The organism is Cedecea sp. Ae19-4 (assembly GCF_059801165.1).
In genome coordinates, this window is record NZ_JBCHWG010000001.1 from 959,205 (window position 1) to 984,333 (window position 25,129).

General features: G+C 52.1%; 22 protein-coding genes and 2 pseudogenes. 10 read left to right on the forward strand and 14 right to left on the reverse strand.

Features of this window, described 5'->3' with window-relative positions:
- The first annotated feature begins 34 nt into the window (after positions 1–34).
- The 3 genes from AAIE02_RS04550 (at position 35) to AAIE02_RS04560 (ending at position 3,736) form a co-directional block, all read left to right on the forward strand.
- Positions 35–2,014: an STM2767 family DEAD/DEAH box helicase gene (locus AAIE02_RS04550; protein WP_498532057.1), complete on the forward strand. Its 1,980-nt coding sequence runs from the start codon at positions 35–37 to the stop codon at positions 2,012–2,014.
- Positions 2,011–2,649, forward strand: coding sequence for an STM2766 family helicase-associated protein (locus tag AAIE02_RS04555; RefSeq protein ID WP_498532058.1), 639 nt, complete (start codon positions 2,011–2,013; stop codon positions 2,647–2,649). Before AAIE02_RS04550 ends, AAIE02_RS04555 begins: the two co-directional genes overlap by 4 nt.
- A 556-nt stretch (positions 2,650–3,205) precedes the next feature.
- On the forward strand, positions 3,206–3,736 hold the full coding sequence (locus AAIE02_RS04560) for a hypothetical protein (protein WP_498532059.1): 531 nt from the start codon (positions 3,206–3,208) through the stop codon (positions 3,734–3,736).
- Positions 3,737–4,043: 307 nt separating this feature from the next.
- Here AAIE02_RS04560 and AAIE02_RS04565 read toward each other — a convergent pair.
- The 3 genes from AAIE02_RS04565 to AAIE02_RS04575 form a co-directional block, all read right to left on the reverse strand.
- A protein-coding gene (locus tag AAIE02_RS04565) for an IS3 family transposase (RefSeq protein WP_498532060.1) occupies positions 4,044–5,155 on the reverse strand; the annotation gives its coding sequence in 2 pieces (ribosomal slippage) (positions 4,044–4,894 and positions 4,894–5,155; 1,113 coding nt in all).
- A gap of 42 nt (positions 5,156–5,197) precedes the next feature.
- On the reverse strand, positions 5,198–5,407 hold the full coding sequence (locus AAIE02_RS04570; protein ID WP_498532061.1) for a hypothetical protein: 210 nt from the start codon (positions 5,405–5,407) through the stop codon (positions 5,198–5,200).
- A 131-nt stretch (positions 5,408–5,538) separates the two neighbouring features.
- Positions 5,539–7,965 carry a DUF3772 domain-containing protein gene (locus AAIE02_RS04575; protein ID WP_498532062.1) on the reverse strand — a complete coding sequence of 809 codons (2,427 nt, stop codon included), beginning with the start codon at positions 7,963–7,965 and terminating at the stop codon, positions 5,539–5,541.
- A gap of 194 nt (positions 7,966–8,159) precedes the next feature.
- Here AAIE02_RS04575 and AAIE02_RS04580 point away from each other — a divergent pair, with 194 nt between their 5' ends.
- From AAIE02_RS04580 to AAIE02_RS04590, 3 genes are read left to right on the forward strand one after another with little or no spacing between them, the layout of a single operon-like run.
- Entirely contained in the window at positions 8,160–9,137 is a 978-nt protein-coding gene (locus AAIE02_RS04580) for an ABC transporter substrate-binding protein (RefSeq protein WP_498532063.1), read from the forward strand.
- Between the two features lie 3 nt (positions 9,138–9,140).
- Entirely contained in the window at positions 9,141–10,853 is a 1,713-nt protein-coding gene (locus AAIE02_RS04585; protein WP_498532661.1) for an ABC transporter permease, read from the forward strand.
- A complete protein-coding gene (locus AAIE02_RS04590) occupies positions 10,841–11,869 on the forward strand; it encodes an ABC transporter ATP-binding protein (protein WP_498532064.1) in 1,029 nt (342 codons plus the stop codon). Before AAIE02_RS04585 ends, AAIE02_RS04590 begins: the two co-directional genes overlap by 13 nt.
- A 65-nt stretch (positions 11,870–11,934) precedes the next feature.
- Here AAIE02_RS04590 and AAIE02_RS04595 read toward each other — a convergent pair whose 3' ends face one another.
- The 9 genes from AAIE02_RS04595 to rluE form a co-directional block, all read right to left on the reverse strand.
- Positions 11,935–13,056, reverse strand: a complete 1,122-nt coding sequence (locus tag AAIE02_RS04595) for a ribosomal protein uL16 3-hydroxylase (protein ID WP_008453370.1) — start codon at positions 13,054–13,056, stop codon at positions 11,935–11,937.
- Positions 13,057–13,129: 73 nt separating this feature from the next.
- Positions 13,130–14,599, reverse strand: coding sequence for a two-component system sensor histidine kinase PhoQ (gene phoQ, locus AAIE02_RS04600; RefSeq protein WP_039292058.1), 1,470 nt, complete (start codon positions 14,597–14,599; stop codon positions 13,130–13,132).
- Entirely contained in the window at positions 14,600–15,271 is a 672-nt protein-coding gene (gene phoP, locus AAIE02_RS04605) for a two-component system response regulator PhoP (protein ID WP_008453365.1), read from the reverse strand.
- A 272-nt stretch (positions 15,272–15,543) separates the two neighbouring features.
- The gene (gene purB / locus AAIE02_RS04610) at positions 15,544–16,914 is read right to left on the reverse strand and encodes an adenylosuccinate lyase (protein WP_008453363.1); all 1,371 of its coding nucleotides are present in this window, start codon (positions 16,912–16,914) and stop codon (positions 15,544–15,546) included.
- A gap of 16 nt (positions 16,915–16,930) precedes the next feature.
- On the reverse strand, positions 16,931–17,560 hold the full coding sequence (gene hflD, locus AAIE02_RS04615) for a high frequency lysogenization protein HflD (RefSeq protein WP_498532065.1): 630 nt from the start codon (positions 17,558–17,560) through the stop codon (positions 16,931–16,933).
- A gap of 22 nt (positions 17,561–17,582) precedes the next feature.
- Positions 17,583–18,692 (reverse strand): tRNA 2-thiouridine(34) synthase MnmA, encoded by a 1,110-nt coding sequence (gene mnmA / locus AAIE02_RS04620; RefSeq protein ID WP_008453359.1) that lies wholly within the window; start codon positions 18,690–18,692, stop codon positions 17,583–17,585.
- Between the two features lie 53 nt (positions 18,693–18,745).
- The gene (locus tag AAIE02_RS04625) at positions 18,746–19,207 is read right to left on the reverse strand and encodes an NUDIX hydrolase (RefSeq protein ID WP_008453357.1); all 462 of its coding nucleotides are present in this window, start codon (positions 19,205–19,207) and stop codon (positions 18,746–18,748) included.
- 13 nt (positions 19,208–19,220) lie between these two features.
- A complete protein-coding gene (locus AAIE02_RS04630; RefSeq protein ID WP_336982464.1) occupies positions 19,221–19,550 on the reverse strand; it encodes a lysozyme inhibitor LprI family protein in 330 nt (109 codons plus the stop codon).
- Positions 19,547–20,212: a 23S rRNA pseudouridine(2457) synthase RluE gene (gene rluE, locus AAIE02_RS04635; protein ID WP_336982466.1), complete on the reverse strand. Its 666-nt coding sequence runs from the start codon at positions 20,210–20,212 to the stop codon at positions 19,547–19,549. Before rluE ends, AAIE02_RS04630 begins: the two co-directional genes overlap by 4 nt.
- A gap of 107 nt (positions 20,213–20,319) precedes the next feature.
- Between rluE and icd the strand changes: the two genes are divergently transcribed.
- Complete coding sequence (gene icd, locus AAIE02_RS04640) at positions 20,320–21,570, forward strand: NADP-dependent isocitrate dehydrogenase (protein WP_498532066.1); 1,251 nt, start codon at positions 20,320–20,322, stop codon at positions 21,568–21,570.
- 33 nt (positions 21,571–21,603) lie between these two features.
- Positions 21,604–22,539 carry a hypothetical protein gene (locus tag AAIE02_RS04645; protein ID WP_498532067.1) on the forward strand — a complete coding sequence of 312 codons (936 nt, stop codon included), beginning with the start codon at positions 21,604–21,606 and terminating at the stop codon, positions 22,537–22,539.
- Positions 22,540–22,543: 4 nt separating this feature from the next.
- On the opposite strand, the pseudogene AAIE02_RS04650 reads toward AAIE02_RS04645, so the two are convergent.
- Positions 22,544–23,276: pseudogene (locus tag AAIE02_RS04650) on the reverse strand (tyrosine-type recombinase/integrase); the annotation flags it as partial.
- Between the two features lie 54 nt (positions 23,277–23,330).
- Positions 23,331–24,008: a hypothetical protein gene (locus AAIE02_RS04655; protein ID WP_498532068.1), complete on the reverse strand. Its 678-nt coding sequence runs from the start codon at positions 24,006–24,008 to the stop codon at positions 23,331–23,333.
- A gap of 264 nt (positions 24,009–24,272) precedes the next feature.
- On the opposite strand from AAIE02_RS04655, the gene AAIE02_RS04660 reads away from it, so the two are divergent.
- Both AAIE02_RS04660 and AAIE02_RS04665 read left to right on the forward strand, forming a co-directional pair.
- Positions 24,273–24,359, forward strand: coding sequence for a hypothetical protein (locus AAIE02_RS04660; RefSeq protein WP_498532662.1), 87 nt, complete (start codon positions 24,273–24,275; stop codon positions 24,357–24,359).
- Between the two features lie 600 nt (positions 24,360–24,959).
- A pseudogene (locus AAIE02_RS04665) lies at positions 24,960–25,073 on the forward strand (hypothetical protein); the annotation flags it as partial.
- Positions 25,074–25,129 lie beyond the last annotated feature (56 nt).

The following is a 25,129-nucleotide window of genomic DNA, read 5'->3' on the forward strand; positions in this document are numbered from 1 at the left end:
GAGTTTATTTAATCTAAATAACTAAGGTGGTAAAATGTCTGATTATTGTTTTTATACACATGATGCCTTAGCTTTAGCTGAGCGAGTAAACATAAAGAAAGTAATTGATGATTTTGCTGAAAAATATAAAAAACAAACTTATGTTTTGTGTAAACCTTTATCGAAAGAAGATGCATCATATGAATATAGTGATGCGTTAGCTATTTTTTCAAGCGGAATGAAACCTTGTTTGATAAATGCTGGCAATGATGAGAGTAAGTTTAATTATTATCTCGACGATTTTTTAGAGGATGTCTCATTTCTTGCGGAAAAATTTAAGTATAGAGAGAAAATAGGAAGAAAACGAGACTGGGAAAAATATTTTCAGACAGCACTGCCGGAAGGCTTGAATCTAGAACTATATCTTGTCGATAAAGTTCTGGCTAGGCGTGTCGATCTTATTACATCGTTGATTGTTGGTAGTATTAATGATGTTTCAAAGTTAAAATTAGAAACTGATAATTTATTAGATAGTGTTAAATCGAAAATAATCCTTTTTGATACAGATCAAACTAGTTTTGTATTTAAGACCGGACCTGAAAAAAAATACGTTATTCAAGGTTTGGCAGGCTCAGGGAAGACTGAGTTATTATTACATAAAGTAAAAGAGATTTTTTCGAATGACTCAGAATCAAGAATAGCATTTACATGCTTTAATAAAATTCTAGCATCAACCATGAAGAGCAGAATTCCTGATTTTTTTGATTTCATGAGAGTTGAGAGACAGATTGAGTGGAATAGTAAGCTCTTCTGCTTTCAATCTTGGGGAAGTGGGAAGGATCCTTATTCAGGAATGTATCGCTATATTTGTCATTTTTATAACATACCATTTGGAACTTACGGGTCAGGATCTTTAGATTATCACAGCCAAAAAGCCGTTGAATTTTTATCCAAACAAGATCTGAGTAATAAAGCATTTGATTATGTATTTATCGACGAAAGCCAGGATTTTCCTAGTAGTTTTTTACAATTATGTGAATTGGTAACTGCTAAAAAGGTATTTATAGCTGGAGATGTTTTTCAGAATATTTTTAGGCCGATAGATGATGGTGTCAGTACGGCGAATATGGTTCTGAAAAAATGTTATAGAACTGATCCTAAAAACTTAATGTTTTCACATGCATTAGGTATGGGATTATTTGAAAATCCAGTATTGAGATGGTTAAAGCCGGAAGAGTGGGATGCCTGTGGATATAATTACAATGATAATGATGGGAGAGCACACCTAACGCGTGATCCTTTAAGACGATTTGAGGATATTCCAAACAATTATCCAAGCACATCGGTACATTTATTAGAAAATGATTCTGATATATCTGATGAGATAATTACAAAGATTCAAACCATCAGAGATAGATATCCATCTGTGGAGCAAGGGGATATTGCAATAATTTTTATTGACAAGGCTAATTATATTTATGATGAAATATCAACATTAAGAATTAAAATAAAGGATAAATATAATTGGGATTCTAATATATCCTTTGAGACAAAGGATAGACTAACTGACAAGTTATTTATTTCCAATATAAATAATGCTAAAGGCTTGGAGTTTCCTTTTGTAATTTGTTTTGCAAAACAACTTCATTATTATCCTGGTTTCAGAAATGCACTTTACACAATGATGGCGAGATCGTTTCTAGAAAGTCATTTGTTACTCAGTAATGATACAGATTCAAACGTATATAATGCAATATCAACCGGTTTAGAACAGTTGATATCTTGTAATGAATTAAATGTCAGGATACCAACGGCCGAAGAAATTGAGAAGCAAAAAGATTTATTTATCCTTGCTGAAGGTATATCTATTGAAAAATCAGTTAAACGTTATTGCGAACCAAGAAAAGCAACGCCCCGCTTGGTCGCTAAAATTATCAGCACAGTATCTTCAATGCTTGAAGGTATTGATGATTATACTGAGGAGTATTTACTATCGATAATTGAGGCTGAATATATTAGGAATAAAAAGTTATGAGTATTTACTTATTTTCTAACATACCTGATTATCATATTTCAGATTTTGTACCTGTAAGAGACTCTTATGATAATTTCCTCAACGTATTGACATTTATAGAAATAGTCAACTGTTGCGGACATTGCAGAACTCTAAAAGAGAGTGATGCAGAGTTGGCAATATTTACAGGCAATTCAACTCGTATTTTAATTAAAAAAGATCTTGGTTACTATACAATGTATTTACCGTTTCAGATAATTGATTATGTCGGTAATATTAGCTTCAATTATGATGAATGTAATATGCCTGTAACTTCATCTTTTATATCCATAATGAGAAGTTGTATTAAGTCTTGCCGGGATTATGGATACTCACATGAAGATATATTGGAAAATATCATTTTGAATTATAATCTTGAATTAAAAGATGCTGTAAATTATTGTGACGTTTTTACTAATTTGATAACTGAAGATCATGGATACTTTAGATTTGATGATGATATTATAAATGAAAATGGTCGGGTTCATCCAAGATATCATTTTGACTTTTATTATAAAAATTCATCTTCGATAAAGGTTGGAGTTAATCGAGTTGTCAATTTTGATTTCTTTAAAAAATTATTTGATCGTGAATCTGATAGGCCTTATATGAACTAATTATTGGTGCTTACATGTTATAAATGAACGAGTTATTAATTAAGGCTGGTATTTTCCAGTCTTAGTTTTTAATAATCAATTAGTTTATAATAATCAAGGTTTTTATTTCTTTCCTGTAAGTTAGTTTCCCACTTTGAAGCCATGACGCAGTACTATCATTATCGTGGTTGGGGAGGGTATACAACGGATTTCCCGGGGCGGGATAAACAAACATACAGGGAGTTAGGGTGGGAATAATATTTTTAGACAATAATTAGATTAGGTTTCCGTATCACAAATAGAGAGAGTTAAATATAACTCTAAAAGAGTCATTAAAGTGAAAATTATTTCTCAATGAAACGTAAGTTTCCAGTTATCACATTTCCGCGATCCCCCTCGAGTTTTTTAGGTTTCCAATAATTTTAAACCAAACCACTGTTGACTTATCCAGTATAAAAAACAGAAAGTATTGCCCAGAAAGCAATCAAAGGTAACCGAAGAAAAAATTCGCCCCCGAAAGGTGCGCCAACACCAGACGAGGGCTAACCACAACGTAACTTGCATAAGGAGTCACATCATGGCTAACGCCGATAGTAACACATTCGCGTACACGGAAATGACGAAGGATCAAACGATTATTGCTCAGGACATCGCAGCGTTATTAAAAATGCCGCTGGGCGCAAAGGACGATTTATTTCATGTGCTGGATATTTGCAACTGCTGGATGGATGAATTAGCCGAAACACATAGCCACGCGGAATACATCGCACTGGTGGGGCGTTTGCTGGCGGGGTTTAACGTGCTGAGAGTGGTGTTAACCCATCCGCTGCCGCAGCATCTTATTGAGCGGTTAACGGTGGAAGAGGGGCAAGCGGCGGCGCCCTGCACCGTGTCAGAGGCCGATTCCGATATGCTCTGTGAGTATTGCAGCGCCGTAACCCAGGTGCTGCTGGGCCAGCAGCTGGGGCAGGCTCAACAGGTGCAAATGACGGATCTTCTCAGCCAGCTGTTCAGTCTGCTGGAAGAGAATTTAACCGCGCCACGCTTCGTGCGCACGAAGAAAGGGCTGGCGTGGACTAACGGCGAACTGGTGCAGGGTCTGCACTAAATAAGCGGCGGCCGCCTTCGCTGTGACAAAGCACGGCGAAGGCGGGCAGGGAAAGTTAGTTTCAGTGTGGTTGTATCTTAAAGCGAACCTACGTGGCATCGTCAGATATTGACAGCACCTTCCCGCTGTAGGCGACTGAAATAACGTTTTTATCATCCACCTGAATGTCGGTTATCGTGCCATAGCCGACAACGATTGGTGTCGCAGTACTTAACTGGCGGGCAATATCGCTGTCGTCGCCACTTAATTGACTGCTCAGGTAGTAGCGCCAGGCGACAGGGACGGTTGTACTGTAAGCATCCCAACTTCAGTTCCATGCACTTTTTGAGTGTTCCAGTTTTTCAGCCATCAGCCGGTACTCTTCCGGCGTCAGGTTATTCAGGGATTCATGAGGCCGCTCGTTGTTATATTCCATCAGCCAGCGCTCGGTAATCTCCCGTGCTTCATTCAGTGTTCTGAACAGGTAAAAATCCAGGATTTCTGTCCGGTACGTCCGGTTAAAACGCTCAATAAAGGCATTCTGCGTTGGCTTGCCGGGCTTAATAAATTCCAGTAACACACCATGCTCCTCAGCCCATTGTGCCAGCGCCAGTGAGACCAGTTCTGGCCCGTTATCCATCTGCATCTTTAGCGGATAACCGCGGTTTGCCACTATCCTGTCCAGCACTCTCACGACGCGTTGTGCCGGGATATTCAGGTCGATTTCTATCGCCAGGGCCTCACGATTAAAATCATCCACTACATTGAATGTCCGAAAGCGTCTGCCGCAGACCAGCGCATCGTGCATAAAATCTATCGACCAGCTCTGGTTAAGTGCCTCAGGCGTCATCAGTGGTGCCGGATTACGCACTGGCAGCCGTTGTTTTCCCTTACGACGAAAATTCAGTTTCAGCAGACAGTAAATTCGGTGAACGCGTTTATGGTTCCAGGCGTTGCCTTGCCTGCGTAGCAGCTGGAACAGCTTCTTAAAACCATATCGCGGATAACGTTCTGCCAGTTCGGTCAACGCCAGGACCACCGGCTCATCACGCCGGGTGTCGGGCTGATAAAAATATACCGTCCTGCTCAGCGATAATGTCCTGCACGCCTGGCGAATGCTCATGGCAAATTGTGCCGTCAGATAGCTGACGAGCTCCCGCTTTATCGCTGGTTTTAAAGCTTTTTTTCGATAACGTCTTTCAGGGCCCGGCATTCAAGGCTGAGATCGGCAAACATCTGTTTGAGACGACGGTTTTCGTCCTCAAGATCTTTCATCTTTTTGATATCTGAAGCCTCCATCCCGCCATACTTTGCTTTCCAGTTGTAGTACGAGGCTTCAGATATTCCCGCTTCGCGACAGACATCTTTGACGGTGCGGCCTGCTTCGACAGACTTTAGTACAGTGATGATCTGGTGCTCGGTGAATCGGGCTTTACGCATGGCGATCTCCTCAGGGGACATAATCAGTATGTCGGAAGATCTCTAAAAGTGAATGGTTCGGTTTGCCGGGATGCTTACAGTACCACCGCTGCTTTGTTCTGTCATATACAGCCAGGTGTTGTGGTTAACCTGATATGTCCGTTTCAGGGGATGGATCGGGTTTGAGGGGCTGAAGTTCATCCAGGCATAGCCAATCACAACCATCAGCAGGACGGCCGTTAAAAGCCGATGTAGCCATTTAATCGCCAGCATGTATTTATGTCCTTATAAATCTACTATCCATGTGGAGGGTAAGGACTAAGGCATCAGCATTCAACGCAGCAGTGATAAGGAAAGTCCTGAATAGTCAGTAAGTGTTAAGCCGCTCCAAAATTCAGATTCACTTAAGACGAAAACTCATCGTCATCGTCCAAAGCTTTCGCCCGCTGCTTCATAAAAACAACTTCCTGCGGGCTGGACAGATTCACCTCATTTTTGCGCAGCAGCTTGAGGATATTAAACAACAGTTCGCTTTTGCTGGAGCCGACCATGCGCGGGCTGGCCACGTAGCCGGTCACGCTCAGGATAATGCCTTCCGGCCCCAACTGGCTGAAGCGCACATACGGCGCAGGCGTCGGCAGGATCACCTCATAGTCCTGGTAGGCGCTGAGCAGTAAATCGCGCACCAGCTCCGGGTCAATGTTGGTCGGGAAGGTCAGGGCGATGGTGACCACCCCTTGCGCGTTGCCCATCGTGGCGTTGCGCACGTTCTGGGAAATCAGCTGCGAGTTGGGGACGATCATCGTCGAGCGGTCGCTGAGCTGGATCTCCGTGGCGCGCACGTTGATCCGCCGCACGTCGCCCTCAATGCCGCCGATGCCGATCATATCGCCGACCTTGACCGGGCGTTCGGTCAGCAGGATCAGGCCGGAGATAAAGTTCTTCACAATCTCCTGCAGGCCAAAGCCGATCCCCACTGACAGGGCGCTGACAATCCAGGCCAGGTTGTTCCACTGAATGCCCAGTGCGGCCAGGGTGATGAGGATCAGCAGCACGTAACCGACGTTGGTAAACAGCGTAATCAGCGAGGCGCGAATGCCGATATCGGTAATGGTTTTGGGCAGCAGCTCCTGGCTGAGCCAGCGCTGGGTTACGCGCAGAATGTACAGGCCAATCACCAGGCAAAGTACGGCGTTCAGCAGGTTGCCGGGCACGATGTGCAATTGCTTCAGCCCGTCGCCGCTTAAAATCGTCACCAGCTTGCTGATAAGCAGGCTCGGCGTGGTGGTGCCGAAGGTGCCGTTAAACAGCGCGATAATGGTCATGAGTATCAGCGCGCATTTGGTGAAGGCAGTAAACACCACGGCCAGCTGTTCAAGGTGTCGGTCTTTAAACCGCAGCGACTTTTTCATTGCCTGGCCGGGGGCGGTGTGCGGTGAAAACACGGCGGCGAAAAAGTCGGTGGCGAAGGTCACCAGATAATAAAACGCCACCAGCACCATGCCGAACCAGATGACCTGGTAAGTCAGGTAGCGGGCAAAGGCAATGTAGCCGACAAGCAGCGAAGCCAGAATCGCAAGCGAAGCGAGCATGACCAGCAGGCAGACTAAGGCGTCGATCCGGGAGCGCTTCTCGGCGGGCTCGCCATTTTTTTCCAGCCGCCGGTGGGCGTGCTGCACGCGCAGCATCATGGTCAGCAGCACGCTGGCCATAACGGCAGCAATCAGCCCGTTGGCGCGGATCGCGGTGCCGAGGCTGGCGCCAATCGTATTATTAATCAGGTCGAGGCAGCCAATGAGCAGGCCGAGAATCGCCAGCAGCGGCGGGAAGTAACGCACGCTTTCCGCCACGCTGTCGTCGAGCTGCACCAGCCGCCACGAAGGGCGGTTCAGGGAAAGAAACGCGCGGCCAGCGCCATAAATCAATGAGCAGAACACGGCCAGCTGCACAAAGCCGTCGACAAAATCGTTCACCTGGGGAGAGAACTCCGTCCCCCGGGAAAAGGCGCTTTTCACAATGGAAAGTGCCAGCGCGATAGTAAACATGGTCACTAACGTGCTTGCCAGAGTATTGAAGCTGCGGCGCAGGCGACCATCCGGCAACCAGGTGATGGCGATCCAGACCAGCAGCCGCTCAATCAGGTAGCAGCCAGCCAACACAATCGCGGCGGCAGCCACGAACAGCCAGAAGGTGCCCCAGAACAACTCGGGTTCCCAGGCCGCCTGCCAGGTTTCCAGCAGTTGCTCGCCAAAGGCATTGAAGCGCTGGATATCCACGGCCTGGGTGTCGGCTTCCTGCAGCCAGAAGGTGGCGCTCAACATGCTCCCGCTGTTCGACGCCAGCTGGGATTTAAAATAGGTGCGGCGGAGATCGTTTATCTGGATGCCCAGCGCCCGGATGTTGGTTTGCAGGCTTTGCGAGGTGCTGATGGCCTCATCAATCTGCTTTTTGTCGCTGTTCAGCGCGTTGCGCTGCCGGGACACGCTGGCGGTTTCATTCCCCGCAGCGGTCTCCGGGGCAGGCCCCAGCACCTGCAGCTGAGCCTGCACTTTGTCGTGCATCGGCTGCAGCAGCGCGGTCAGGCTATCCACCTCCACGCCGAGCTTTTGCGTGGTGTCGAACAGCTTAATCAGCCGGCTGTCAGTATTGGTCTGCGAAACCTGCTGTTTAATGTTGTCTATCTGCGTCTTGTATTGCTTTAGCTGCCCGGCAATCTCTTTCAGGCTGGGTTCCTGGTCTTCAGTCGGGGCCGCCAGGCTGCTTTGGGCCGTCAGAAACAGGCCGACAAATAACAGGCAGGAGAGGAGGAAGGTATGCAGCGATTTGCTCATGGGATGGCGCTCAATGTCCCTATTAACGTTCACCCAAGTATGGGCAGGCGCTAATCAGATTGCCATTTTTTATCACCGGCAGGCCAGAGGGGTTACTTATCCTGCTAGTCTGAAAGATCTGCTCGCCAGCTTCCGGTCATACTCTTGTCAGATTCGGCTGGTTTAATCGTCGCAACGGAAAAAAGGGACATAAAATGATGAAAAAACATGTGTTGTTGACGGTGATGCTGGCGGCAATGAGTGCTTCTGCTCTGGCAAAATCCACCTTAACGCTTTACACCAGCCAGCCCAATGAAGATGCGCAGACCACCGTCAGCGCCTTCGAAAAAGCGAACCCGGACATCGAAGTGAAATGGATCCGCGACGGCACCAGCAAGCTGACCGCCCGTTTACAGGCGGAAATGGCGGCCGGAGGCGCAGTGCCGGACGTGCTGCTGATTGCCGACAGCGTGACCATGGAATCCCTCAAGCAGCAAAACCTGCTGGCGGCCTACAAATCGCCGGAAGCGGCGCGCTTCGATGCCCAGCTCTATGACAAAGATGGTTATTACTATGGCACCAAACTGATTACCACCGGCATTGCTTACCACAGCAAAGCCCCGGTCAAGCCCACTTCATGGCTCGATTTGCTCAAACCCGAGCTGAAGAACATGACCACGCTGCCAAGCCCGCTTTACTCCGGCGCGGCGCAGATCCACCAGGCCGCGATCATGGGCGCCCCGACGCTGGGCTGGGATTACTACGAAAAACTGAAGGCCAACGGGGCGATGCCGCAGAGCGGCAACGGCGCGGTAATGAACGCCATTGCCTCCGGCAGCAAAGCCTACGGCGTGCTGGTCGATTACATGGCGATCCGTGAGAAAGCCAAAGGTGCGCCGATTGAGTTTGCCTTCCCGACCGAGGGCGTGAGCATTGTCACCGAGCCGGTGGCGATGATGAAGGGTGCTAAAAATCCCGAAGCGGCAAAATCGTTTATCGACTTTGTGCTCTCCAAAGCGGGGCAGGAGCTGGTGCTGAAACAGGGCTACCTGCCGGCCGATGCCAGCCTGCCGGTGCCGCAGGGCTTCCCGCCGCGTGACAGCATCAAAATCATGCCGTTTGATGCCGCCAAAGCGCTGGCGGACACCGACGCGAACAAAAAGCGGTTTGCCGACCTGTTCGGTAGCCGCTGATTGATGTTCAGCCCGGCATTGTCCCGCCCCGACGACGGCAGCCTGATGAAAGGGCTGCTGCGCCTGCTTATCGTCGTCATTGCGCTCTTAAGTCTGCTCCCCAGCCTGCAGTTGCTGATCTCCGCGCTGCTGGACTGGCGGCTGGGCGGCCAAAGCAGCCTGGGCCGCGTGCTCAGCAACCCAAACACCTGGGTCGCACTCTGGAATAGTGTGTATACCAGCGGTCTGGGGGCGCTGCTTTCCCTCCTGCTGGGCAGCCTGTTTGCCTTTTGTCTCGGCCTGATGAACATCCGGGGCCGCCAGGCCTGGGCGTTTCTCTTTATGCTGCCGATGATGATCCCGCCGCAGGTCACGGCCCTGAGCTGGCTGCAGCTGTTCGGCCCCGGCAGCGTGCTGCTCAACAGCCTCGGCCTGGCGCCGGGGTTTGGCAGCCCCAATCCGCTTTATTCGGCGGAAGGGATCGCCTTCCTGCTTGGCATCCAGCACGCGCCTCTGGTGTTCCTGACCCTGCGCACGCAGCTGCAGAGTCTGCCGCAGGAACAAATTGAGGCAGCGAGGCTGAACGGCGCTTCTCTTTGGCGCGTTTTCATCGACATTATTCTGCCGCTGTGCCGACCCGCGCTGTGGGCCGGGGCGGCGCTGGCCTTTGTTTCCGCCCTCGGCAACTTTGGCATCCCGGCGATGCTCGGCATCCCCATCTCTTATTTCGTGCTGCCCGTGTACATCTACCAGACGCTCTCCAGCTTTGGCCCGTCGATGCTAAACGAGGTGGCTTCGCTCTCGGTGCTGATGGGCGTGCTGGCCGTCGCTATTGTGACGTTGCAGGGCATCATGCAGCGGCGTTACGCTTTGCCGCTGATCGGCATGGCGGGGCGGGCGGCAAGTATTGCGACAGGGAAAGGACGGCTGGCGGTGGAGATCCTGCTCGCGCTCGTGCTGGGCGGGATGCTGGTGGCCCCGCTGCTGGCGCTGATCGCCACCTCGCTGGTGCCAACCCTGGGCGTGCCGCTCAACGGCGACACGCTGACGTTTGCCGCGTGGGGAAGCATTTTTGATGAGCAAAGTGCCACCTGGCGGGCGCTGACTAACAGCCTGCTGCTCTCCGTCAGTGCCGCCGCGCTGCTGATGGCGCTGAGCCTGCCGCTGGCCTGGCTGCTGGTGCGCCGTCCCAGTCGGCCTTTGCGCTGGCTGCACAGCCTGATCGACATTCCCTACACGCTGCCCGGCGTGGTGCTGGCCATCGCCTGCATTCTGCTGTTTGCGCGCCCGCTGCCGCTGCTGAACGTCAGCCTCAGCGGCACGCTGACGATTATCTTCTTTGCCTACCTGGCCCGCTTTCTTACCGTCTGCCTGAAGCCGGTTCACACCAGCATGCTGCAGCTGGATCCGGCGATGGAAGAGGCCGCGAGCCTGGCAGGAGCGGACGCCTCCCAACGGTTACGCCATATCGTGCTGCCGCTGCTGGCTCCGGCGGCTTTTGCCGGTGCACTGTTGGTATTTCTCACGGCGGTGAACGAGCTGACTGTCTCCGCGCTGCTCTGGAGCGCCGGGAAAGAAACCCTCGGCGTGGTGGTGTTTAACCTCGATGAAAGCGGCGACAAGGTGATGGCCTCGGCGATTTCCGTGCTGGTGGTGGGGCTGGTTGCCGTGGTGATGCTGTTACTCGGCGCGCTGGGCCGTTATTTACCGAAAGGAGTTATTCCATGGCAGAGCTAAAGCTGGACAAACTCAGCAAATTCTTTGGCGACCAGGCCGTGGTGAAGGATCTCAGCCTGACGATCCCGTCCGGGGCGTTTACCGCCCTGCTGGGACCGAGCGGCTGCGGCAAAACCACCACGCTGCGGATTGTGGCCGGGCTGGAGTCGCTGAGCGGCGGCCGCCTGTGGCTGGGCGAGAAGCTGCTGGCCGACAGCGGCACCCACGTTCCGCCGGAACAGCGTGACATGGGCATGGTGTTTCAGTCCTACGCCCTGTGGCCGCACATGACCGTGGGCGAGAACGTTGGCTATCCGCTGAAGCTGCGCCAGGTAAACGGCGCGGCCAGGCAGAAACGCGTGATGGAGGCGCTGGAAGTCGTGGAGCTTGGGGCCTATTTCGGGCGCTCGCCTCAGGAACTCAGCGGCGGGCAGCGGCAGCGGGTGGCGCTGGCACGTTGCCTGGTCTCGGAGCCGCGAGTGGTTCTGCTCGATGAACCGCTGGCGAACCTCGACCGCCATCTTCGCGCCACCATGGAGCAGACTTTTCGCGAGTTTCACCGCCGCACGGGGGCGACATTTGTCTACGTCACGCACGACCAGGCGGAGGCGATGGCGCTCGCCAGCCATATCGCGGTGATGCATCAGGGCGAACTGATGCAGTGGGGCACTCCGCAGCAGCTTTATCAGCAGCCGCAGAATAGCTGGGTGGCCGGGTTTATCGGCCAGGGCAGCGTGCTGTCCCTCGCCGTTTCGCCGGGCTTACAAAGTCTGGATCTCGCGGCATTGCATGGCGGCCTGGATCAGCCGGGGCGCGATAAAACCGTGCCGGTTCTGGTGCGCCCGGAGCATGTGCAGATCGCAGGCAGTGGGCCGGTGGCCAGCGTCGAAAGCTGTATTTATCAGGGGGAACGCTATCTGCTGGAGCTGCGTTTGCAGGACGGGCAGGCGCTGAGCGCGTTTCATTCTGCGCCGCTGGCGGTGCGGCAGAGCGTGAATGTGCAGCTGTTGCAGGGCTGGCGGCTGGATGCGGCGTGACAATTACGCCGTTGGCAGGAATATCCCGCCTTCACCGCGATAAACGGCAAAGGCGGGGCAGGGCTTTAGTCTTCGAAGAACCAGTAGCCGCTGTTCACCAGGGCGGCTAACGTGGCGAGGAAGGAAGGATCTTCCAGCGCATCGCCAAACTTCTCCGCGTCCAGCTTAATGTGGCTGGCCAGCGCTTCCACCGCCGGGCGGTGCGGGCTGTCGAGCTTCTCGCCGTTCACGTACACCTCTCCGGCCACGCGGAGCACGCGCAGGCCACCCAGGCGCACCAGCTTGTCGCCCTGCTGCAGCGCGTCGTAGATCTCATCCGGCTGATAAGGCGGCTCCGGCGGCGCAACGTCCAGCTCGTGGCGGGACTGGGTAATAAACTCGCCAAACCAGCTGTGGAAGGTCTCCGGCTGGTTAACGATGTCCAGCATCATCTCGCGCAGCTTGTCGATCTCCTGAGGCAGAATATCTGCCGGGTGCTGGCGCTCAGGCACGTCCGGGTCGGTATAGCGTAACCCGCCCAGCTCGCGCTGCAGCACGTAGTCGGCAAAGCCGCTGATCAGCTCGCGGCCGCTTGGGGCGCGGAAGCCGACGGAGTAGTTCAGCGCATTTTCCAGCGAGTAGCCTTCGTGCGGGAAACCCGGCGGAATATACAGAATGTCGCCCGGCTCCATCTCTTCGTCGATGATGGCGTCGAACGGCTCAACCTGGAGCAGGTCCGGGTGCGGGCAGTGCTGTTTCATGGCGACTTTTTCGCCCACGCGCCAGCGGCGGCGGCCCACGCCCTGAATAATAAACACGTCGTACTGATCCAGGTGCGGGCCTACGCCGCCGCCTGGCACAGAGAAGGAGATCATCAGGTCGTCAATGCGCCAGTCGGGCAGGGCGCGGAAGGGGCGCATCAGGGCGCTGGAAGGTTCATGCCAGTTGTTCACGGCCTGCACCAGCAGCGACCAGTTGTTCTCGCCGAGGTGATCGTAGCTCTGGAACGGGCCATGGCTGACCTGCCATTTGCCGCCCTGGTGGCTCACGAGGCGGCTGTCCACCTCGCTTTCCATGGCCAGACCGGCCAGCTCATCCGGTGAAATAGGGTCGATGAAGTTTTTAAAGCCGCGCTTCAGCACCACAGGGCGTTTTTGCCAGTAGCGTGCAATAAAGTCGGGCCAGTTTAAATCCAGGTGATAATCCATATTATTGTCTTCCTGCAGATGGAGGAGCCTGACACGGATTATAACGGATGGCGAGCCGGGTTACGGGACTATTTCACCCTTCATTCTGTTCCGGCTGCTGGCGGGCAAAAATCACTTCCATGCGCGCGCCGCCCAGAATACTGGCACTGGTCTGGATCTCGCCGTTGTACTGCTCGACAATTTCTCGGGCAACCGACAGCCCGACGCCCTGGCCAGGCCTCAGCGTATCGGCCCGCTGACCGCGATCGAAGACCATCGCACGTTTGCTTTCCGGGATGCCGGGACCGTCGTCTTCCACGATCAGGTGCAGCGCGTCGTCGGTCTGGCGGGCGGTCACTTCCACAAACTCCAGGCAGTATTTGCAGGCGTTATCCAGCAGGTTGCCCATCACTTCCATAAAGTCATTTTGCTCGCCGATAAAGGTGATTTCCGGCGAAACGTCCAGCGTGATGTTCACCCCTTTGCGCTGGTAAACCTTGTTCAGCGCCGAGCACAGGTTGTCCAGCAGCGGGGCAACGGAATGCAGTTCCCGACTAAGCAGGGCGCTGTTGCCGCGCATGCTGGCGCGATGCAGGTAGTAGCCGATCTGCTGAGAGATGCGGCTGATCTGCTCCAGCATCACCGGTTCGGCCTGCTCGACGTTCATCTTGTCGGTGCGCAGCGACCGCAGGGTCGACTGCAGCACGGCGAGCGGCGTTTTCAGGCTGTGCGTTAAGTCCGTCAGCGTGGTGCGGTACTTGTCGTGGCGATCGCGCTCGGTGCGCAGCAGCTGGTTAAGGTTACGCACCAGGCTTGTCAGCTCGCGGGTTGTTTCCGGGTTGAGGCTGTCGCGGTCGTGTTTTTCCAGCTCGCGCACTTCCTGAGCGAGTTCCTGAATCGGGCGCAGGCTCCACCACGCGGCAAGCCACAGCAGCGGCACTACCAGCAGCAGGTTGGCCAGCAGGACGTAAATAAACCAGCTCCACACCATGTACGAACGCTTCAGCTCGATAGGAATGGTGTCCACCACGACCACGGTCAACGCCGGCATGCGCGCCGTCGCCGGGTAGAGGTTGACCGCCACCGAGTGGGTCATCTCGTAGCCGTCGTCGCTTTCGTCATCGTGCATGTCTTTCAACTGGGCCAGGCGATCTTTGTCGTTGTCCAGCAGGGCGCTACTCGTTGCGTAGTCGGCCTCCAGCTCGTGGAAGCCGTTGCCGGTCAGCCACTCTTTCTGGATCTGTTGCACCACGTCCGGGACGTTGCGCTGCATCCACAGCAGTTTGCCGTGCTCGTCGTAAATCAGCGCCATAGTCGGGCTTTGGATACTGATGTTGTCGGGCAAGTCCACCTGCAGCTTGCCGTCCTTCCAGCTGGACAGCGTATAGAACAGGTTACTTTCCCCGCGCAGCAGGCGGAAGGTGGTTTTATCAAAGCTAACGCTGTAGCCCACCAGCGCCACCAGGCCGTAAGCCAGGGACAGCACCATCACAACCGCGGCGGTAGCCAGTAAGAAACGAACCCGCAGCGACAGCGGCAGGATATGGCGAAAAATGTTCAGCATTTAGTGGAGATCGAACCTGTAGCCCTGCCCGCGCACGGTGGTGATCACTTCCTGCGGGTATTCAGCCTGAATTTTTTTACGTAAACGGCCCATCAGCACGTCAATAGTGTGGCTCTCGCGCAGCTCGGCGTCCGGGTAGAGCTGCAGCATCAGCGAGTCTTTGCTGACCACCTTCCCGGCGTTGCGGATGATGGTTTCCATGATGGTGTATTCAAACGCGGTGAGCTTGATCAGGTTGTCGTTAATCGACAGCTCGCGGCGGGACAAATCGACCTGGAACGGCGGCAGGGAAATCACCTGCGAAGCCAGACCGCTGTTACGGCGCATCAGCGCCTGCATACGGGCGACCACTTCTTCCAGATGGAAAGGTTTAGTGACGTAGTCATCGGCCCCGGCGCCCAGAACTTCAACTTTGTCCTGCCAGCCTTCACGGGCGGTTAATACCATGATGGGAATGGTTACGTCATGGCTGCGCCAGCGGCGGATCAGGCTCATGCCGTCTTCATCCGGCAGGCCTAAGTCAACAATTGCGATATCCGGGGTATGTTCATTCAGGAAATAGTCTGCCTCTTTGGCATCCTCGGCCGCATCCACCTGGTGGCCAGCTTCACGCAGCTGCACCTTAAGGTGATGACGCAGCAGGGCATTATCTTCCACGACCAGTACGCGCATTGTATTTCCTCAATCCATTCATAGTATTGATAGTTTAGCGCTAATTATTAATGACAGGAAATAAACCTCGTATAAACAATGCCCTTATGGAGATTAACGCTGAGTCAACAATCCCATTCGGCTGGAGGCCCTCACCCTAACCCTCTCCCAGAGGGAGAGGGGATCAAAATAAACTTTGTCATTTGTTCTCCCCCTCGCCCCTCTGGGGAGAGGGCCGGGGTGAGGGGCAAACTGCAGGCAACAAAAAAGCCCTCCGAAGAGGGCCTTTTTCATTACTTCAGCTCGTCAACCATGGTAATGGCGCGGCCAATATAGTTGGCAGGCGTCATGGCTTTCAGGCGAGTTTTCTCTTCTTCCGGCAGCTCGAGGCTGTCGATGAACTGCTTCATGCCTTCGGCGTCGACGCGTTTGCCGCGGGTCAGCTCTTTCAGCTTCTCGTACGGCTTTTCGATGCCGTAGCGGCGCATCACGGTCTGAATTGGCTCAGCCAGCACTTCCCAGTTGTGATCCAGCTCGTCCAGCAGGCGGTCGCGGTTCACTTCCAGCTTGCTCACGCCCTTCAGGGTGGACTGATAGGCGATCAACGCATAGCCGATACCCACGCCCAGGTTACGCAGCACGGTGGAGTCGGTCAGGTCACGCTGCCAGCGGGACACCGGCAGTTTGCTTGCCAGGTGCTGCAGCATGGCGTTGGACAGGCCGAGGTTGCCTTCGGAGTTTTCGAAGTCAATCGGGTTCACCTTGTGCGGCATGGTGGAGGAGCCAATTTCACCGGCGATAGTTTTCTGCTTGAAGTGGTTCAGGGCGATGTAGCCCCACACGTCGCGGTCGAAGTCGATCAGGATGGTGTTGAAGCGCGCGATGCAGTCAAACAGCTCGGCGATATAGTCGTGCGGTTCGATCTGGGTGGTGTACGGGTTCCACTGAATGCCCAGAGAAGTCACGAACTCTTCGCTGAACTGGTGCCAGTCCACTTCCGGGTAAGCGGCGATGTGGGCGTTGTAGTTGCCGACCGCGCCGTTGATTTTGCCGAGGATTTCAACGTTGCCGAGCTGGCGGAACTGGCGCTCCATGCGGTAAGCGACGTTTGCCATCTCTTTCCCCATGGTGGATGGGGTCGCCGGCTGGCCGTGGGTACGGGACAGCAGCGGGATGTCGCGGTACTGCACCGCCAGATCTTTCACTGCATCGATGATTTTACGCCAGTACGGCAGGACCACGTCTTTACGCGCGGTGTCGAGCATCAGCGCGTGGGACAGGTTGTTGATGTCTTCGGAAGTACAGGCGAAGTGAATAAATTCGGACACCGCGTGCAGGGCAGGGATCGCTTCCACTTTCTCTTTCAGGAAGTATTCCACCGCTTTCACGTCGTGGTTGGTGGTGCGCTCGATGGTTTTGATGCGTGCGGCGTCAGCCTCGCTGAACTCGGCGACGATTTTATCAAGGTAACCGTTTGCGTCCGCATCAAAAGCAGGAACTTCCTTGATCGCTGCGTGCGCGGCCAGCTTTTGCAGCCAACGTACTTCGACCTGTACGCGGAATTTCAGCAGACCGAATTCGCTGAAAATAGCGCGCAGAGCGCTGACTTTGTCGCCGTAGCGCCCGTCAACGGGGGAAACGGCGGTCAGTGAGGATAATTCCATAACAACTCCTGAGAGGTTAACAATGAGCAAGAATTTGTTTGGCCTGATCGGTCAGGCGACGACGAGAAAACATTAACTGCAGGCGGCCACCGCCAACCTGATGCCACAACACGGCGGCACGGATCCCGGCCAGCAGCGCCGCGCGTACTTTACTTTGCACCTGCGGGCTTTGCAGCACGGCAGGGGAACCTGTGACCTGAATACGCGGGCCAAGCGGGCTGATGACATCCACGTAGATCCCGGCCATGGCGCTCAGTAGCGTGTCAGACTCGAGATCAAAGTGTTCCAGCTGGCGCTGCAGGCCATTAATTTTGCTGCCGAGCGTGTCCATCGCGCCTTTGGCAGCGTGGAGTTTACGCTCCAGCACCATCAGGCTGAGCGTATAGCGCGTCAGCTCGGCGTTCAGCCCCTGGCGGCTGCTGGCGTTTAGCACGCCCAGCAGAGTTTCAAGCCCGAGCTTAAGGTTAGCTTCGCTGCCGCCAAAAACATCCAGGGTTGAGCCTGGGTTCTGGTCAATCACGCTGTTGAGCGAGACGTGGAGCGCGTCGCTGTCGCAATGACCCTGATGTGCCAACTGCTGAACCAGACCGGCTGACTGGCAAATGCCGGCCAGCGCGAGAGTAATGTCGTAGTAGTTTTTAGCCACCAGGCTGCGTCCTTGTGTGTAATTAACTGACGAGCGGCAAACGCTGCTCGATAATGCCGCCGCCCAGGCACACTTCGCCGAGGTAGAACACCGCGGACTGGCCTGGGGTGACGGCAGCCACCGGCTCTTCAAAACGCACTTCTATGCGCTCAGCGTCCAGCGGCGTAATCGTGCAGGGGATATCCGTCTGGCGGTAGCGTGTTTTCACCGTGCAGCTCAGCGGCGCGGTCAGCGGCTCGCGATCCACCCAGTGAAGCTGCTGGGCAATCAGCCCGACCGACATCAGACGCGGGTGATCGTGACCCTGCGCGACGATAAGAATATTGTTGGCGACGTCTTTATCGACCACGTACCAGGGATCTTCAGACCCTTCTTTGGTGCCGCCGATGCCGAGGCCTTTACGCTGACCGAGGGTGTGATACATCAGCCCCTGGTGCTCGCCGACGGTTTCGCCGTCCACGGTAATAATTTTACCCGGCTGGGCTGGCAGGTAGCGGCCCAGGAAGTCGCGGAACTTGCGCTCGCCGATGAAACAGATGCCGGTGGAATCTTTTTTCTTCGCGGTGACCAGATCCAGCTCTTCAGCAATGCGGCGCACTTCCGGCTTTTCCAGCTCGCCGACCGGGAACAGGCTTTGGGCAATCTGTTCGTGGCTCAGCGTATAGAGGAAGTAGCTCTGGTCTTTGTTGCCGTCCAGGCCGCGCAGCAGTTGGCTTTTACCGTTCACGTCAGCGCGGCGCACGTAGTGGCCGGTAGCAATGTAGTCGGCACCTAAATCTTCGGCGGCAAATTCCAGGAAGGCTTTAAATTTGATCTCTTTGTTGCAGAGGATATCCGGGTTTGGCGTGCGCCCAGCTTTGTACTCTTCGAGGAACAGTTCGAACACGTTGTCCCAGTACTCTGCGGCAAAGTTAACGGTGTGCAGTTCAATGCCCAGCTTGTCGCAAACGGCCTGCGCATCGGCTAAATCTTCCGCTGCGGTGCAGTACTCCTCGCCATCGTCTTCTTCCCAGTTCTTCATGAACAGGCCTTCCACCTTATAGCCCTGCTGCATCAGCAGGTAAGCGGAAACGGAGGAATCGACGCCGCCGGACATCCCGACGATCACTTTTTTCTGGCTGTTATCAGACATGGAGAGACTCACGACATTGAACTTCAAAGCGGCGTATTCTATCACGCAGGCCGCTACTTGACACCCTCTGTAAACGGCCAGTTAAAAGCCCCCAGCACCGACAGGGGATAACGCGGCTCCTGCTGGTAACAGCGGATGCTTTCCGCCACCAGCGGCGAGCGCAGATTTGCCGCATTGAGAATGGCTTCTGCATCGAGCCACAGGCAGCGGTCAATGTCGCTGTCGTGCGGGGTGGTCGGCAGCTGCTTATCCAGATCGATAGCAAACAGGAAGCGCAGGAAAGGCGTGTTGTCCGGGGCGATCCACTGGTGCATGCGGATAAAGCTCTGCGGCTCGGCGGTAATCCCTGTTTCTTCCCACAGCTCGCGCTTCGCGGCTTCAAGCAGCGTTTCGTCGGCTTCGAGGTGCCCGGCGGGCTGGTTCCACAGTGCTTTGCCGTGAATGGTTTCTTCGACGACTAAAAACTGACCTTCAGCCTGAACAATGCAGGCCACGGTGACGTGGGGTTTAAACATCGCTTCTCCTGGGTTAAAGCGGTTTGTCGATTTTGGCGTAAATGGCATCCAGCGCGCTGAGGCGTTTGTTGTACTGTGCGGTCAGACATGTGGTGTCAGACCCACAGCGTTGGCGCTCTTTGAGCCACGCTTGCTGCTGATCCTGCATGGCGCCCTGGCCACCCATGGCAAACAGCCCTTTTAAGAACTGATATTTGGTGGCCATTTCGACGTCTTTATCATTCAGCGCCCGATGGGCACAAATCGCTTTTTCATCTGGCGCATTGGCTTTGGCGCAGTCAAAACTTGCCGCGCCTGCGGTGGCGGAGCCGATAAGTAAGCTCAGCAGCAATATCTTTTTCATTTTGGTTGCTCCGGAGGGACTTCGCGCCACTCGCCGTTGGCCAGGCCTGCCAGCGTGTAGTCGCCCATGGCGTAGCGAATCAGGCGCAGGGTAGGGTGGCCCACGTGCGCCGTCATGCGGCGAACCTGGCGGTTACGGCCTTCATAAAGCGTGATCTTTAGCCAACTGGTGGGGATCGCCTTACGTTCGCGAATCGGCGGGTTACGCGGCCACAGCCATTCTGGCTCGGCAACCAGTTCGGCGCCTGCCGGCAATGTGGGGCCGTCGTTCAACTCGACGCCGTTGCGCAGGGCGTTAAGCGCTTCTTCCGTTGGCTCGCCTTCCACCTGCACGTAATAGATTTTGCCGGTGCGTTTACCTGGCTGGGTCAGTTTGGCCTGCAGCGCCCCGTCATTGGTGAGCACCAGCAGCCCTTCGCTGTCGCGGTCGAGACGCCCCGCGGCATAGATGCCTTGTAAAGGAATGTAATCCTTTAGCGTGCTGCGCCCGGCTTCGTCGGTGAACTGCGGCAGCACATCGTAGGGCTTATTGAAGATAACCAGCTTCTTTGGACCGTCAGGCTTCTTGCGCCTGGCGGGTTGTGGGCTGCTGAATCGTTTAACTTGGTGATTCCTAAAAGAAGTTTTGTTCATAGTGTTTTCAGCGCGGGTGGATTGACGCATTATAACGGAAAACATGAGTGATTGGCGCGAGCCCGATATTGCAGTAGTATGAGCCCGCAAATTACAAATCATTAACAAAAAACCAGAAGCGCTCGAAGGAGAGGTGAATGGAAAGCAAAGTAGTCGTTCCGGCGGAAGGTAAAAAGATCACCCTGCAAAATGGCAAAATCAACGTTCCAAACAACCCGGTGATCCCGTTCATTGAAGGGGACGGTATCGGTGTGGACGTGACCCCTGCCATGATTAAAGTGGTGGATGCTGCCGTGGCAAAAGCCTACAACGGCGAGCGGAAAATTTCCTGGATGGAAATCTACACCGGCGAAAAATCTACCCAAGTTTATGGCCAGGACGTCTGGCTGCCAGAAGAAACTCTGGACCTGATTCGTGACTACCGCGTGGCCATCAAAGGCCCACTGACTACCCCAGTCGGCGGCGGTATTCGCTCCCTGAACGTTGCCCTGCGTCAGCAGCTGGACCTGTACGTTTGCCTGCGCCCGGTACGCTACTACCAGGGTACCCCAAGCCCGGTGAAACAGCCTGAGCTGACCGACATGGTTATCTTCCGTGAGAACTCCGAAGATATCTATGCGGGTATCGAGTGGAAAGCGGACAGCGCTGAAGCGGACAAAGTTATCAAGTTCCTGCGTGACGAAATGGGCGTGAAGAAAATTCGCTTCCCTGAGCACTGCGGGATCGGCATCAAGCCTTGCTCCGAAGAAGGCACCAAACGCCTGGTACGTGCAGCCATCGAATACGCGATCACCAACGACCGTGATTCCGTGACCCTGGTGCACAAAGGCAACATCATGAAGTTCACCGAAGGCGCGTTCAAAGACTGGGGCTACCAGCTGGCTCGCGAAGAGTTCGGCGGCGAGCTGATCGACGGCGGCCCGTGGGTGAAAATCAATAACCCGAATACCGGCAAAGAGATCGTTGTAAAAGACGTGATCGCCGATGCGTTCCTGCAGCAGATCCTGCTGCGTCCTGCAGAATACGACGTGATCGCCTGTATGAACCTGAACGGGGACTACATTTCTGATGCCCTGGCGGCACAGGTTGGCGGCATCGGTATCGCCCCGGGCGCAAACATCGGTGACGACTGCGCGCTGTTCGAAGCGACCCACGGTACCGCACCTAAGTACGCAGGCCAGGACAAAGTGAACCCAGGCTCCATCATTCTGTCCGCAGAAATGATGCTGCGTCATATGGAATGGTTCGAAGCGGCAGACCTGATCGTTAAAGGTATGGAAGGCGCTATCGAAGCTAAGACCGTAACTTATGACTTCGAGCGTCTGATGGATGGCGCTAAGCTGCTGAAATGTTCAGAGTTTGGCGACGCTATCATTAAACACATGTAATCAGCTCTGCTGGTTAATGATAAAGGGAACCTGATGGTTCCCTTTGTTTATTATTATATTTTGAATGGTTATCAAAAATTTATCAAAACTAGTTATCAAAATGACAATAAGCTCTGGGGCAAAATGTTCACAAAGTTATTTGATACGCTTGAAAGAAAGAAATACTTAAAGCGTCATCAGGCAATTATGAGTGCTTTAAAAATAGGTGCGAAGGATGGCGGTGGTTATACAATAAACCATATATTCGCAAAGGGAGATGAGTTCATCATATATGAAGCCGCTGAATTACCTCCGCATGAATCCATTAGAATATATATTAATACTAAAAAAGATGATGACTTAACTTTAATAAATAATTATAACGAAGTTAAGAAGTATATGGATAAGTATAAGGCGGACTGTTATAAATATAAATGCGGGATTGGATATAAACGGCGAGCTGCTACAGCGTTAGCACATGGCATGAACGGAAAAATTGAAGAATCGAAAGAACTATTTGAGAATATATATGATGATATAAAAATTGATCATGATGAAGCAGTGAGGGCAAAATTATGTTATCAAGCTGGAGCTCTTATGCCGGTACTGCTACTTTCAATATCTCTATTACTAGTCTACATTTTAAGAGATAAAGACTTTTTTATCATCAACCCATTGTTTTTAACACTTCCAGTGTGTTTTTTTTGGGGCTTCACTGGGCGGGTACCTCTCAGTGTCTCTATCAATAAAAAATACAGATCAAGAAAAATCGCTCAAAAAAAGGTGTATTTTTATTATGGCTTTGAGCGATGTTTGATAGCTCTGATTGCTGGCGTTATTACTTATGCCGTTATTAAGAGTGGATTGGTGTTTGATATATTTAAAAAAGAGGATAATAAGTATATTTTATTCATTTTGTATTTACTGTCAGGATTTAGCGAGACATTAATTCCAAACGCGCTGAAGAGCATTGAGCGAAAGGTTGAGTAAGAAGTTAATTAGAAATGTTTAATGTTAACCATCCTTTCCCGCGAGGGTCATTGTAACGATCTGTTTGTTGCTGGGATTTATGTCCCAGCAATTTTCTTGTGTCAACACCTTGCTCTTTATATAGCCGCTCGGATAACGAACGCTGCTCATGAAAAGTTGCCGGCGTCCCTTCTCCCCAATCAATTTCTGCTCTGTCTCTGTCTCTGGCTTTGCTGAAGTTCATGGTGATCGTATTGGATTTCACCTGAGCACCTCGTTCAGTTTGGGACGTTGCCCGGAAAAATGAACCATGTGCGGGCTCACCGCATAATCACGGCAGCGGGCCACCACATCGCGGAGGCACCAATCAATGGCGTTACATCGAAGAGACAAAGGAATAGCAATCTTGCTGCCTGTTTTTTCCTGGGGATCACATGAAGGTGATCATCCCAGATATCGCTAAATTTCATTTTGGAAATATCGCCAAGGCGCTGAGCAGTGAGGATGGCCAATAGCATTGCATTACCCAAATAGCGGTGATTTGCATCAGCGATTGCAAATATCTTCTTCCACTCTTCAAGGTTTAATCGCTGACGAGTAATTTTCCGCCGCGGCTGCTTTGTGGCGAGAACTGGGTTGTATCCTGACGGAACTTCCCCAGCGTGCTGAGCTTCTTTGAATACATCGATTAGAACAGAGCGTATGACCTGAGCCATACGGGCCTGGCCCTCAGCAATATACTTGTCGAGTATTTCGGCTGTTATTACATTAATGAAAGAGGATTGGTTATTTTGAACATAAGGGTTTGCTCTTTATTTTATATTTGATAGTGTTTTTTGATAATGTTTTAACCCAATAAAAGGGAACCAAATTTTTCTGCACAGCAAAGAAAATATACTACAGAACACTATAAGGAAAACTGCTTGACTGAAAGGGTAGTTATCAATGTTATCAATTTTCCATGCGTTGATTATATCAGATGATACAAGGATTATAATTCCCACGTAAATTAAGCAGGCAATGGCTGAACTAAAATTTACGAAGAATGCTGTTGTATAATTTATATGAGGAGTGGGGTGTAGTGTTGTTATGTTTACCAGTCCTCGTGTCTCGTGTTCCGTTATCGTATTACTCAATTCATTTCTAACTGAAATATATAAATTGGCTCGCTCAGGGTTTGAGTATCGAGTGAGGTCCTTTAGCGCTTTTCTTTTTATTAAATCACTTGCAATTTTTACTTCCTTCTCATTAAAGATTTGATTTTTGTTTTCAATTATGTCTTTCCATGTACTGATTTTATCATTCTTCATACTCGTAAACATATCAAAGATAGACTTGAAAGGTGCCTTGTTTAATATGAAAAAAAACAATACAATTACCAAGGAAATTTTTTGTATTGCATCAATGTATGCCGTATTGATACCTGTAATGGTATTGGCTTGAGTAATGAATTCATTGATTTCAGAAATTAAGGGCATTTTTTGTTCCATTATGATGTTTCAATGAATTATTCAGAAAGGTTAGTGGGAAATCAACTACCAATATGTTGGCACAGCAGCGACAGCAAACATTCAACGACATGTAGGCCTGCCAACGTGATGTTGCTGCTCTGGACTCGAAATACACTCAGGAACTGGCAGATGCAAAACAGACTATTGAGCAGCTGCAGCACGATGTTGCTGCTGGTGATAAGCGGCTGCGCCTCAACGCCAACTTTAAGCCAGTGAGTACCTCCACCGCCCCCTGCGTGGATGATGCAGCCGGCCCCGGACTTACTGACACCGCTGAACAGGATTATTTTCGTCTCCGGGAACGAATCGAAACCAGCAACAAGCAAATAGCAGGGCTAAAGGAATACATGAAAACACAGTGTCTCAAGTGAACTAATTCGTTAAAATAGTTCCATGAAACTTAGTGAGTGGAAGTCAAGAGTGTTGGATTATTTTCGTACGATAAAGGACGCCTTTTACTGGCAGAAAAAATTAGGATTAAAGCCGTTGGTGATGTTTATCCTAAAGAGTCTCTTCGCTTACATTTTTCTGGTTGGTTTGTATCTTGTTGTGTTCAGGCTTCTAGTGTATACGCCTTTGATAGACTACATGACAGTAGATATTATCAACGAGATTACTGCTAACGTGCTCATTGCCTTACGAATAATTTTGTGTGTTCCAGTGATATTGCATGTTATCAAGACGACGGTCCGAGGGCTCACAGCAGGCACTCACTGAATGCTTGTGTTAATGCTTCCCATAGCGAGGCGGGTTCAGGAATCTAGTTGCAATATACTGTAGTGCGCACTGCCGTATGCCAAGAGCTGGAGACTAAGCCCGCCACGTTATAGGTTTCACCACAACAACTGGCTTCCACTGGTGATTTTTTTCTGCGCATCGCACTCGCCTATCAGAGAGTCTTTCAGTAGTGAGTTTTGGTGATGTCGTTACCTCTCGGGCACTATCGAAGCTAAGACCGTAACTTATGACTTCGAGCGTCTGATGGATGGCGCTAAACTGCTGAAATGCTCCGAGTTTGGCGACGCTATCATTAAACACATGTAATCAGCTCTGCTGGTGATGTGACAATGGGAACCTTAGGGTTCCCGTTTTTTATTGCA

Excerpts from the sequence above, each read along its gene's own strand:
- phoQ (WP_039292058.1), bottom strand. The coding sequence starts at position 14,599 with ATGCTGAACATTTTTCGCCATATCCTGCCGCTGTCGCTGCGGGTTCGT.
- AAIE02_RS04555 (WP_498532058.1), top strand. The coding sequence starts at position 2,011 with ATGAGTATTTACTTATTTTCTAACATACCTGATTATCATATTTCAGAT.
- AAIE02_RS04645 (WP_498532067.1), top strand. The coding sequence starts at position 21,604 with ATGGTTCCCTTTGTTTATTATTATATTTTGAATGGTTATCAAAAATTT.
- AAIE02_RS04550 (WP_498532057.1), top strand. The coding sequence starts at position 35 with ATGTCTGATTATTGTTTTTATACACATGATGCCTTAGCTTTAGCTGAG.
- AAIE02_RS04655 (WP_498532068.1), bottom strand. The coding sequence starts at position 24,008 with ATGGAACAAAAAATGCCCTTAATTTCTGAAATCAATGAATTCATTACT.
- rluE (WP_336982466.1), bottom strand. The coding sequence starts at position 20,212 with ATGCGTCAATCCACCCGCGCTGAAAACACTATGAACAAAACTTCTTTT.
- icd (WP_498532066.1), top strand. The coding sequence starts at position 20,320 with ATGGAAAGCAAAGTAGTCGTTCCGGCGGAAGGTAAAAAGATCACCCTG.
- AAIE02_RS04595 (WP_008453370.1), bottom strand. The coding sequence starts at position 13,056 with ATGGATTATCACCTGGATTTAAACTGGCCCGACTTTATTGCACGCTAC.
- AAIE02_RS04660 (WP_498532662.1), top strand. The coding sequence starts at position 24,273 with ATGCAGCCGGCCCCGGACTTACTGACACCGCTGAACAGGATTATTTTC.
- AAIE02_RS04630 (WP_336982464.1), bottom strand. The coding sequence starts at position 19,550 with ATGAAAAAGATATTGCTGCTGAGCTTACTTATCGGCTCCGCCACCGCA.
- phoP (WP_008453365.1), bottom strand. The coding sequence starts at position 15,271 with ATGCGCGTACTGGTCGTGGAAGATAATGCCCTGCTGCGTCATCACCTT.
- purB (WP_008453363.1), bottom strand. The coding sequence starts at position 16,914 with ATGGAATTATCCTCACTGACCGCCGTTTCCCCCGTTGACGGGCGCTAC.
- AAIE02_RS04570 (WP_498532061.1), bottom strand. The coding sequence starts at position 5,407 with ATGCTGGCGATTAAATGGCTACATCGGCTTTTAACGGCCGTCCTGCTG.
- AAIE02_RS04590 (WP_498532064.1), top strand. The coding sequence starts at position 10,841 with ATGGCAGAGCTAAAGCTGGACAAACTCAGCAAATTCTTTGGCGACCAG.
- mnmA (WP_008453359.1), bottom strand. The coding sequence starts at position 18,692 with ATGTCTGATAACAGCCAGAAAAAAGTGATCGTCGGGATGTCCGGCGGC.
- AAIE02_RS04580 (WP_498532063.1), top strand. The coding sequence starts at position 8,160 with ATGATGAAAAAACATGTGTTGTTGACGGTGATGCTGGCGGCAATGAGT.
- AAIE02_RS04625 (WP_008453357.1), bottom strand. The coding sequence starts at position 19,207 with ATGTTTAAACCCCACGTCACCGTGGCCTGCATTGTTCAGGCTGAAGGT.
- AAIE02_RS04560 (WP_498532059.1), top strand. The coding sequence starts at position 3,206 with ATGGCTAACGCCGATAGTAACACATTCGCGTACACGGAAATGACGAAG.
- AAIE02_RS04585 (WP_498532661.1), top strand. The coding sequence starts at position 9,141 with ATGTTCAGCCCGGCATTGTCCCGCCCCGACGACGGCAGCCTGATGAAA.
- AAIE02_RS04575 (WP_498532062.1), bottom strand. The coding sequence starts at position 7,965 with ATGAGCAAATCGCTGCATACCTTCCTCCTCTCCTGCCTGTTATTTGTC.